Source organism: Candidatus Nitrosopumilus sp., from assembly GCF_029882185.1.
Lineage (GTDB): Archaea > Thermoproteota > Nitrososphaeria > Nitrososphaerales > Nitrosopumilaceae > Nitrosopumilus.
Map to the genome: position 1 here is coordinate 1 of NZ_JAOULD010000050.1, position 8,466 is coordinate 8,466.

Here is an 8,466-nt window from a genome sequence, read left to right on the forward strand (position 1 = left end):
TATTCTTCTTTTACATCTGTCAATTATTCGATATTCTTGCTCTGTATGTCTTCCCAAGATTTTTGTAAAATTTTTAAAATCTTAGCGTACAGCAAGGCATTATCATTAATAGTCGTGTTCCATACTTTCTCCCATTTTTGCATGGCAGATTTTGCCATTTCATAATTGGATTCCTCTATTGCCTGTGACCAATGTTCCAAAAATGTCATAATTGGTTCCTCTGCATTTTGTTTTTTGTTATTTATCACCATGGTTTGATTTTTCAGCAGTTCGGAATTGCCCTTTAGGATTTTCTTCCAAACCAGGTAGCAGTTTATTGGCGAATCCTCATCAATTCCACTCCAATACTTGAAACTCTGCTTCAGAGAGTCTTCAAAACCATGGTCAGAATCATCTATTTGTGAATGTCCCGACAAAATTGTCTGAATTCTGGCAATTATGTCATGAGGGTTTCCTGCATTGTCCAAGGAAATTACAAGAATCATGTCTTTTCCAAACGGAAAGAGAACTCTTAGGAGATTTTCATATACTTGTAGTGTATACTTTGCATCTCCAATTTTCTCTGAAAGACTGTTTCGGAAATTCCAGGAATCAACTGTGTGTTTTAAGGCAATCTTGTTCTCCTCATCAGTCAAAAGATCTGTCACCCCATCCATCTTACGTTTAATGATGTTGTTTCCCTTCAAATCATAAATCATGACATATCTGATATTTCCAGAGACATTCAGGATGCTGTTAAGGAATTTCTCTTGGTTTGCCAGATTTAATTCGCTCATATGTTTAATTCATGGATTGAGTAATTAAAGATGTTAATTGTGATGTTTTATACGTCATGAATGTGCTTTTTTCTTAAATGGTCTTCGAGGTCTTTGGCAGGTATTGGCACTTTGCAAACATTGCAAAGCACATAATCTTCACTACATCTCATATTTTTTCTCCAAACAGCTCTTGACATTTAGGACAATAGTCATTTGATATTCCGTCTTTTAATTCGGTGTGGGTTAATGCTATACTGTAAAAAGGACAGTATTTGTAAAATTCTTTTTTCTCAATCATTTCTTTTTCTCAATTAAAGATCACATCTTTTGCATTTAACTTTAAAGCAAGATGATTTACAAATGCAAAGTCCAGTTGCCAAGTATCATGAGGGTTTTAATAAATCCCGGCCTAACCTATCTTTAGAAAAATATGTCATATGATAAATCCCGAGAAATGTTTGATGCAAAATGTGATGACTGTGGAAATGATTGCCAAATCCCATTCAAACCAAAAGACGGCAGACCTGTCTATTGCAGTGAATGTTTTAAGAATCACATGCAAAATTAATCAGTTATTGTTTAACTGATGGAATTATTCATGCAAACATTACGATAAAGTAATCAAAGATCATCCAAAACAATTAGTTCTGAAAAACCAATGAGGGATTATTGTCAAATGAAAATTTAGTCCTTCAAATGAACTATTGTTTTAGTTCAAGACCCAGTTTCAAAAACAGTGTAAAAATGTCAAAAATAATCCCTTTCTAATTGTTAACGGTTAAAATCTCAACATATCGATATTTTGAGAGAATTATCCAATTTTGATTTCAGATGATTCTGCCTTGAATCCAATTTTTGCATGTGTTCCGTCACATTTGGGTTTGCTTTCAGATGCGCCGCATCTGCATAATTTTGATACTATGTTGCCGTCAACTTCTACTAAAAGTGGACCGTTTTCCTTTGCTTTGATTGTAACGTTTGCCATAAGATATTGTGTATGTCATGATGGTTAAGCGTTATGCTGATTTGTGGTAATAGTTTGTTGAAAATGCTCAAAAACCAACAATAATTGCAAATATCGATCAAACTTTGTGTCGACAGTTTCGACAAATCCCCGAATTGATAGCGAATTGATAGGTATCATCGATCAAACTATCGGAAATTCTCGGAACATTTCATCGAATTGATAAAAAAAATCAGAAAAGCAGTCATTTCAAACTGCCTTTCCAATGTCAGTATATGTTTTCGACGTTGCCCCTTCTTTCATTTTTGTAACGGTTGTACAACCACAATCCACCAGATTCCAATCATGCGCTCAGGATTTGTAATCAGCAGAAAAGAAGGATTTCTTCTATTGGGTGGATATGCGGCATATGTTGCCATGTTGATTTTGAGGTAAAAATCACATTGCATGTGATCTTGGAAATTCATTAAAAAGGATAAATAATTTAATAGCAAGTCAATACATGGGGCAATTAGGCGGTTCAGTTTCAAGTGCAATAAAGAAGGCAACTGAATTAATTGATGGCATTCTTGAATTGCCAAAAGACATTCTTGATGACTTGATACTGTCATTGAGAGAACTTTTGTCTAGTCTAAAAGGAGCAATTGATGCAATCAAGGAACTAATCGAAGAGTTGGGAGATCTGGCAGACGATTTAGTCCAAGAACTACAGGAAATGATGGATCATCTGACTGGAATCATGAAGAAGATGGATAAGGTTACAAGAAAGGTTTTGGAGGTTGCAAATGATGCAGATGAGGCAACCAGAAAAGAGATTGTCGAGAAAGCCCAAGAGTTGGCAGGCAAGACCAACAAGCTGCTCAAGCCAATCATTTCAGAATGGGATGAATTTGAGAAAAAACTTGACAAGATGAAAAAGTAATCTTATCAAACAATGTGCAAACCAAGAACAAACAACTCAACATGGTTAGACATCCAGTGTGCGTCAGTAAAATAAAAAATGAACAGATAAAATAATCTGTTCAATGAGGCGTCACTTGGAAACTAAAGATTGGTTGCGATAAAGGCACCAATACCAATACCCATTACGACGCCAATCCCCATACAAATAAGATCGAATTTTACGACCTTTCTGAATGGGGCGTGTACCATTTTGTCCCATGTGTTAATTTTTTGAGATTGCATATCTTTCACCTCAGACATTATACGGTATTGATCAAACTATTAAACAACGGAATGGTTGATTTCGTTCTAGTTAGAGTCAACCGACTCATATCTTAAGAATGTGAAAACACAACACAGTACAGGTGAGTTTAAGAAATGAAATCAATTAACACAATAGAAAGATATAACAAAATGCACATCATGCAGAATAAAATCAAATATTATTCCATGATTGGAATGTGTACATTGGCAGCGATTATTCTTTCATTGGTTCTCAAATGACATGAACCCTTATTTTTTGTATTCTTGACAGCAAGAACTCTCATTTACAGTTAAGCAAGAATAAGGGATTCATTACCAATGACTATTCTCTCCTTTCAAATTAGAGGAACTGGGAAAAATTGCAGTTTAATTCTCAAAAAGGACCAAATAAAATTAAGTACATATTGGAAACTATGTGATTCTGTAAATCCCAGAACTAAGATTGTTTTGTACATAATTTTATTCAGGCTAGTTTGCTAAATAAGCAATCATAGATTTTCAATGTCAATCAGAGTTACAGGACAAGTCACGTTTTCGACAACTTTTCTTGAGACACTGCCTAATGACAATAGTTTTTTCATCCCTTTTAGTTTTCTTCTCTTTGACATTACTATCAGATCCACATTTTCTTTTTCAACAGTATCTAAAATTATTTCAGCTGCATTTCCAATATGCACTTTAACTTCAGATTTGATGCCTTTTTCTTTACATTGCTGAGTCAATTTTTCCATCTTTAACTCCATGTCTTTTCTTATTTCCTCATTTGCATCATCAATACTTTTCATCAGATTTTTTCGTTCAGATGATGACAATGCAAATGATGGAGGATACTGCATTGCTTCTACTATATGTAAAATAATTATTCTTGATGCATTATTTGCTGAAAAAATTGCATGCTTTAGTGCCTCATCTCCTGCGATTGTCCCAGCATGAGGTACAAGAATAGTTTTGTACATGATTAGTTTTTGGCCCCTTTCTAAATAAACCCTGAAGTTGTTTTTAGATTAGAATTTTAGTTGAGACAAGGATCGTAAATGCCGAGATCAAACCAATTGCCATTACATTGAGAACCATCCCGTGTCTTATCATTGCCTTGATTGGAATCTGTGCCTTTTCATAGATGAGGGCATTTGGTGGAGTTCCATGGGTAGCAGGAATGCAAACGATGTTGCAACAGTTATTGCAAACAGAACAGGCAACGGCGTCCATCCATTTAGCATCGGAAAAATAATTGATGTTACCGGAAAAATAAACCAAGACACCGGAAAAATAAACTTCTCGGAGGATTTTTCCGGAGAAACTTCCGAAACAGTAGAATCTTCTACAAAGCATATAATTATTAAAAAAATAAACGATATTGAGAATCTGGAGAAAAATGAAGTTGAATTGTTAATATCTCTGGTCAAAGACTTGCATGACGAAGTAAAAAGCAATCGCAAAAAACACAAGTAGTTTAAAGGGAAGTCAAGTTATGATATTTTAAAATGATTTTGTTAATTGAGAGATAAAAATGAACGATGATTGTAAAAATTGCCTGCATTCAAAAGAGGATCATCAACTTGCGTTGGGTCGCACTGGTGATGGCGATTTCTTGCCAGGCACATCAATGCCAAGTGGAAAATTGCAATCAAAAATATTATGCGCTAAATGCTCGTGTAAGAACTATGTTCTCAAAGATGGTTGAATTTTGTACTTGCATTTATTTTATTGAAAATTACGGCATCAAACAATTACTTCAATACACTCTGAGAGTTTATTTTAATTTCATGTTTTAGATTTACTTTACAATCAATACTGGAATCTTTGAACTGTGTACCACAGTATTAGAGACACTTCCAAGGATCATTTGCTTTATTCCACCATGTCCCCTTGCACCCATCACGATAAGATCAAATTTTTGTTTTTGGGCAAAATCAACAATCTGCTTTGCTTCATGCCCAAACAGAGTTTTCTTTTTAAAACCAACAGAGTTTTTTGAGACTTGCTTTTTTGCAGTGTCTAGAAACCTTTCTACTTTTTTTAGCTCATTTTGTGTTTGAGGTACATAGAGCAAACTAGGATTATCATATGCAACACGTAAAACATACAAAGCAGTTATGGAAGCATCACACTTTTTTGCAAGATAGATTGCCTTTGTTAGTGCATTAGATGAGTTCTTTGAGCCATCTAGAGGTACAAGGATTTTCTTTATCATAACACAATCTCAATTATTTTACAATTAAAACAGGACATTTTGCTTTCTGCATAACTCCATTACTTACACTACCCAACAATACTTTATCAAATCCTCCCCTTCCAGAAGACCCCATAATGACAAGGTCAATATTTCTAGATTTTGTAAATGACACTAGTGCATTTACAGTGTTGTTTGACTCTATAATTTTAAAATCAACCCCGATAGAATTCTTTTTTGCAGTATTGTTTAATTTAGAGAAGAGATCTTCTGTTAGGCTTTTTGCTTTTTTCATAATGTCTTTGTTGATTCGCTTATCAATGTACCATCCTCCTAAATTTGCAACATCTAAACAAGCAACAACTTTAAGATTTGAATTATGTTGTTTAGATAACTCTATGGCTTTATTGAAAGCACGTAATGCATAGACAGAACCGTCATAGGGTACTAGAATATTTTTAAAAGTCATTTACTTGATCACCATTACTGAGCATTTAGCTTGCTGTGCAACACCATTTGCAACACTTCCAAGAATTAATTTATTCAAACCTGTTCTGCCATGTGAACCCATAACTATAAGATTAAATTTAGAATTTGCAAAATTAATTATTTCATTGACAATTTTACTTCCCTGTTTAATTTTCACAGACACTGGGACGTTGCTATTTTTTGCTGAAGACTCTAGTTTGTAAATATATTTTTTGGCAGCACTTTGCTGTTTTTTAATCACTTGTTGATTAATTTTAGAATGTCCCATTATTGCAGAATATTCACCTTCTATGACAGTAAATATAGTAATTTTAGAGCCATCTTTTTTTGCAACATCCAATGCTTTTTGAAACGCCCTATTAGAAAAATTAGAGCCATCATAAGGCACTAGAATATTTTTAAAAATCATACAGCATATTATATAAATTTGAATTAAAGGTATACACATGATTCTCAAAAATGGATTTTTACATCATAACAATGTGCATTTGTAAGACAGTGTGTACTGAGTCCCTATATCATATTTTGAATAACAATACTCATGCAAACATTACAACAAACCCTCAAAATCGAAGAAACAAATCAAAAAGATGACATGCTAGAAATTTTATCTGACAAGTATTGCAGATCCATTTTGGAATCGATCATGCATGCTCCAAAATCAGTAATTGAAATCACTTCTGAGACTAAGATTCCCATGAGTACTGTATACAGAAGAATTCAAACCCTTCATGACAACAAACTGGTTGCAACGTCTGGAATGATTACTGATGATGGAAAAAGACTGTTCATGTACAAAAGCAAAGTCAGAGGAATTCAAAGTTCATTTGACAACGGGCAAACAGAAGTTGAGTTAATTCTCAATTAATTTCTTTTTCTAATATTCATGTTCATTAAAATCAACACCTAATGAAACGGTAACAATCACGGTAGTTTTTGTAGTTTGTGCTTTGACTTTAGTATCCGGCAAGAATTCATGAAATATTTCTTTGAGTAATTGTTCTGTAAGCAGAGACCAGTTCATTCCAAGCCCATGTTGTATGATAAAATGATGTAGTGAACCTTCAACTCTGTGGTCTGATTTCATACCTGATGCTCGCATATAATCTTCTAGAGTTTCTATGCATCGTTTCAAATCATATTTTCCTTTCATGAATAATACATTGTCTTTGATAATGGGTTTTAGAACATCCACTATCATGTTAATATCTGAACTTTCCAAACTAATTCCAAGTGATGTCAATATCCCTTTAGGAACAGGAATCATTCCAATTTTGTCATTGAATCTATCCCATCTGATAAATTTTTCAAGAATTTGTTTTACCATGACGTTTTGTGATATCTCTTTTTGTGTAGCCTCAGATTCCAACTCTGCAAGTAAGTTTTCAGGCAATCGAAATGTTGCCGTTTTTGTTTTTTCTTTGTTATGAAGGTGATGTTTTGTTTTTACAGTAGAAATAGCCATATCCTCTAATGTTGACATGGCACTTAAAGTAGTTCAAAGAAATTATAGAATCAGAGCATTTCCAAGTCTGACAATCTTCGATGACAGTTTATTACTAAAAATCACGTAAATGCATGGGTAAATTTTGTAAAAAATGTGGGCGGATAATGAAAAATACACAGGCCACTCATTGCTCAGATGAATGTATGCTATCAGAAGTTAAGAACAGTAAATCAGTAATAGAATTCCCCAAAAATGCAGAATCCTGGGATGATGAATCTGATCCTTGGATATAGCATAATGTATTAAAAATAATATTTTTATTTTGTAATTTTTGGCATATTTACTTTCATTCGAAACTGCTTTGCGTTCATCGATTACATCGTATGTGTATTCTTGAAATTTCAGAAAAGTGAAAAATTGGAAGATAAAATAATGAAGGGATCTAAAGAAATATTCAACCACAAATCTTTAAGTTCAAACAGCATAGTACATTGACATGATAGATGTAAAAGATTTGAAGGTGTGCGCCGATTGTGGAACCGTATACCATGGAAAGTTTTCAAAAGAAATTTGTCCTAATTGTCACACCAATAACTATGAACAAGTATCTGCCGATAGCGGCGTGGGAAATTTGGATAGATAAACAATACTTGAATTAGTTAAAGCAGTATCAATCATTAAAACATATTTTTTCTCAGGAATTTTCAGAGGAATCAATTACTCGTGTATGTTGATATCCTTTTTCCAATGCCTTGTTAATTCTGTTTTGCACATTTTTTATCAGCGTGTCCGGATCAATTGTTTTTTCTGAATTCTTGCTCAGAAGGATGTCCAGTATGTTAGGATTTTGCTCTCTGTCGGGTTTGAAACTCATTGATTTTGTAATGCATGACTAGTATATACGAAATAATTCTCTTTTTTGAAATTTGGCTTTCAATTAATGCTGAAAAATCACGTTACGTGCAATAGCTTGCTGTTTTAATTATTACGTTACATGTGCTTCAAAGACTGGATTATCTCATCAATCATAGGCTCAATCTTTGTATTAGATTCGGCAGATATCAATACCAGATAGTCATGGATGGGAATCGTAATGATTGACATGTTTTTTCTTTTTGATATGATGTAATCAAGGGACCCCAAGGCAGCATCTTCGAACTGAATATTGGCAATGCATTTAATTTTTTATCTGTCATACTAATGTTGCTTGGAAATCATCGAGTATGTCAAAGATCTGGATATTGTTTCTTTGGCCGTTTTAGGAGGGCTTTTTCTTGCAGTCATGAATGTTCTGGGGGCAACAGGTGTTTTTCTTGTAAAAAATGTCTCGTCTAAAGTCATCAACGCATCTTTAGGCCTTGCTGCAGGGGTGATGTTGGCTGCAAGCTTCACCAGCTTGATCATTCCTGCAACTGAGATGGGCGGGATT

General features: G+C 34.0%; 17 protein-coding genes. 7 read left to right on the forward strand and 10 right to left on the reverse strand.

The annotated features are described in order from the left end of the window. Positions 1–23 precede the first annotated feature (23 nt). Entirely contained in the window at positions 24–776 is a 753-nt protein-coding gene (locus OEW78_RS09045) for a hypothetical protein (protein ID WP_300326979.1), read from the reverse strand. Between the two features lie 436 nt (positions 777–1,212). Here OEW78_RS09045 and OEW78_RS09050 point away from each other — a divergent pair, with 436 nt between their 5' ends. Continuing rightward, complete coding sequence (locus OEW78_RS09050; RefSeq protein WP_300326995.1) at positions 1,213–1,326, forward strand: CxxC-x17-CxxC domain-containing protein; 114 nt, start codon at positions 1,213–1,215, stop codon at positions 1,324–1,326. A 243-nt stretch (positions 1,327–1,569) separates the two neighbouring features. Here OEW78_RS09050 and OEW78_RS09055 read toward each other — a convergent pair whose 3' ends face one another. Next, a complete protein-coding gene (locus OEW78_RS09055; protein ID WP_300326980.1) occupies positions 1,570–1,743 on the reverse strand; it encodes a CDGSH iron-sulfur domain-containing protein in 174 nt (57 codons plus the stop codon). 481 nt (positions 1,744–2,224) lie between these two features. Between OEW78_RS09055 and OEW78_RS09060 the strand changes: the two genes are divergently transcribed. Next, positions 2,225–2,644: a hypothetical protein gene (locus OEW78_RS09060; protein ID WP_300326981.1), complete on the forward strand. Its 420-nt coding sequence runs from the start codon at positions 2,225–2,227 to the stop codon at positions 2,642–2,644. 122 nt (positions 2,645–2,766) lie between these two features. Here the strand turns inward: OEW78_RS09060 and OEW78_RS09065 are convergent, their stop codons facing one another. Together OEW78_RS09065 and OEW78_RS09070 are read right to left on the reverse strand one after the other, a co-directional pair. After that, positions 2,767–2,907 (reverse strand): hypothetical protein, encoded by a 141-nt coding sequence (locus OEW78_RS09065; protein ID WP_300326982.1) that lies wholly within the window; start codon positions 2,905–2,907, stop codon positions 2,767–2,769. Positions 2,908–3,416: 509 nt separating this feature from the next. After that, positions 3,417–3,884: a universal stress protein gene (locus OEW78_RS09070; RefSeq protein WP_300326983.1), complete on the reverse strand. Its 468-nt coding sequence runs from the start codon at positions 3,882–3,884 to the stop codon at positions 3,417–3,419. A gap of 187 nt (positions 3,885–4,071) precedes the next feature. On the opposite strand from OEW78_RS09070, the gene OEW78_RS09075 reads away from it, so the two are divergent. Together OEW78_RS09075 and OEW78_RS09080 are read left to right on the forward strand one after the other, a co-directional pair. Further along, a complete protein-coding gene (locus tag OEW78_RS09075) occupies positions 4,072–4,380 on the forward strand; it encodes a hypothetical protein (protein ID WP_300326984.1) in 309 nt (102 codons plus the stop codon). Between the two features lie 58 nt (positions 4,381–4,438). Then, the gene (locus tag OEW78_RS09080) at positions 4,439–4,612 is read left to right on the forward strand and encodes a hypothetical protein (RefSeq protein ID WP_300326985.1); all 174 of its coding nucleotides are present in this window, start codon (positions 4,439–4,441) and stop codon (positions 4,610–4,612) included. Positions 4,613–4,705: 93 nt separating this feature from the next. On the opposite strand, the gene OEW78_RS09085 is transcribed toward OEW78_RS09080, so the two are convergent. From OEW78_RS09085 to OEW78_RS09095, 3 genes are read right to left on the reverse strand one after another with little or no spacing between them, the layout of a single operon-like run. Continuing rightward, complete coding sequence (locus tag OEW78_RS09085; RefSeq protein WP_300326986.1) at positions 4,706–5,122, reverse strand: universal stress protein; 417 nt, start codon at positions 5,120–5,122, stop codon at positions 4,706–4,708. Positions 5,123–5,135: 13 nt separating this feature from the next. Next, the gene (locus tag OEW78_RS09090; protein WP_300326987.1) at positions 5,136–5,570 is read right to left on the reverse strand and encodes a universal stress protein; all 435 of its coding nucleotides are present in this window, start codon (positions 5,568–5,570) and stop codon (positions 5,136–5,138) included. Further along, positions 5,571–5,999, reverse strand: coding sequence for a universal stress protein (locus tag OEW78_RS09095; protein ID WP_300326988.1), 429 nt, complete (start codon positions 5,997–5,999; stop codon positions 5,571–5,573). It lies immediately after the preceding gene. Between the two features lie 132 nt (positions 6,000–6,131). Here OEW78_RS09095 and OEW78_RS09100 point away from each other — a divergent pair, with 132 nt between their 5' ends. After that, positions 6,132–6,458: a helix-turn-helix domain-containing protein gene (locus OEW78_RS09100; RefSeq protein WP_300326989.1), complete on the forward strand. Its 327-nt coding sequence runs from the start codon at positions 6,132–6,134 to the stop codon at positions 6,456–6,458. Positions 6,459–6,467: 9 nt separating this feature from the next. Here OEW78_RS09100 and OEW78_RS09105 read toward each other — a convergent pair whose 3' ends face one another. Next, positions 6,468–7,073 carry a hypothetical protein gene (locus OEW78_RS09105; RefSeq protein WP_300326990.1) on the reverse strand — a complete coding sequence of 202 codons (606 nt, stop codon included), beginning with the start codon at positions 7,071–7,073 and terminating at the stop codon, positions 6,468–6,470. 128 nt (positions 7,074–7,201) lie between these two features. Between OEW78_RS09105 and OEW78_RS09110 the strand changes: the two genes are divergently transcribed. Both OEW78_RS09110 and OEW78_RS09115 read left to right on the forward strand, forming a co-directional pair. After that, positions 7,202–7,330, forward strand: a complete 129-nt coding sequence (locus OEW78_RS09110) for a hypothetical protein (protein WP_300326991.1) — start codon at positions 7,202–7,204, stop codon at positions 7,328–7,330. A gap of 203 nt (positions 7,331–7,533) precedes the next feature. Further along, positions 7,534–7,680, forward strand: coding sequence for a hypothetical protein (locus OEW78_RS09115; RefSeq protein ID WP_300326992.1), 147 nt, complete (start codon positions 7,534–7,536; stop codon positions 7,678–7,680). Between the two features lie 51 nt (positions 7,681–7,731). Here OEW78_RS09115 and OEW78_RS09120 read toward each other — a convergent pair whose 3' ends face one another. Both OEW78_RS09120 and OEW78_RS09125 read right to left on the reverse strand, forming a co-directional pair. After that, positions 7,732–7,911, reverse strand: a complete 180-nt coding sequence (locus OEW78_RS09120) for a hypothetical protein (protein WP_300326993.1) — start codon at positions 7,909–7,911, stop codon at positions 7,732–7,734. Positions 7,912–8,234: 323 nt separating this feature from the next. Then, positions 8,235–8,466: hypothetical protein (locus OEW78_RS09125; protein ID WP_300326994.1), on the reverse strand; the 232-nt coding region annotated here is incomplete at its 5' end.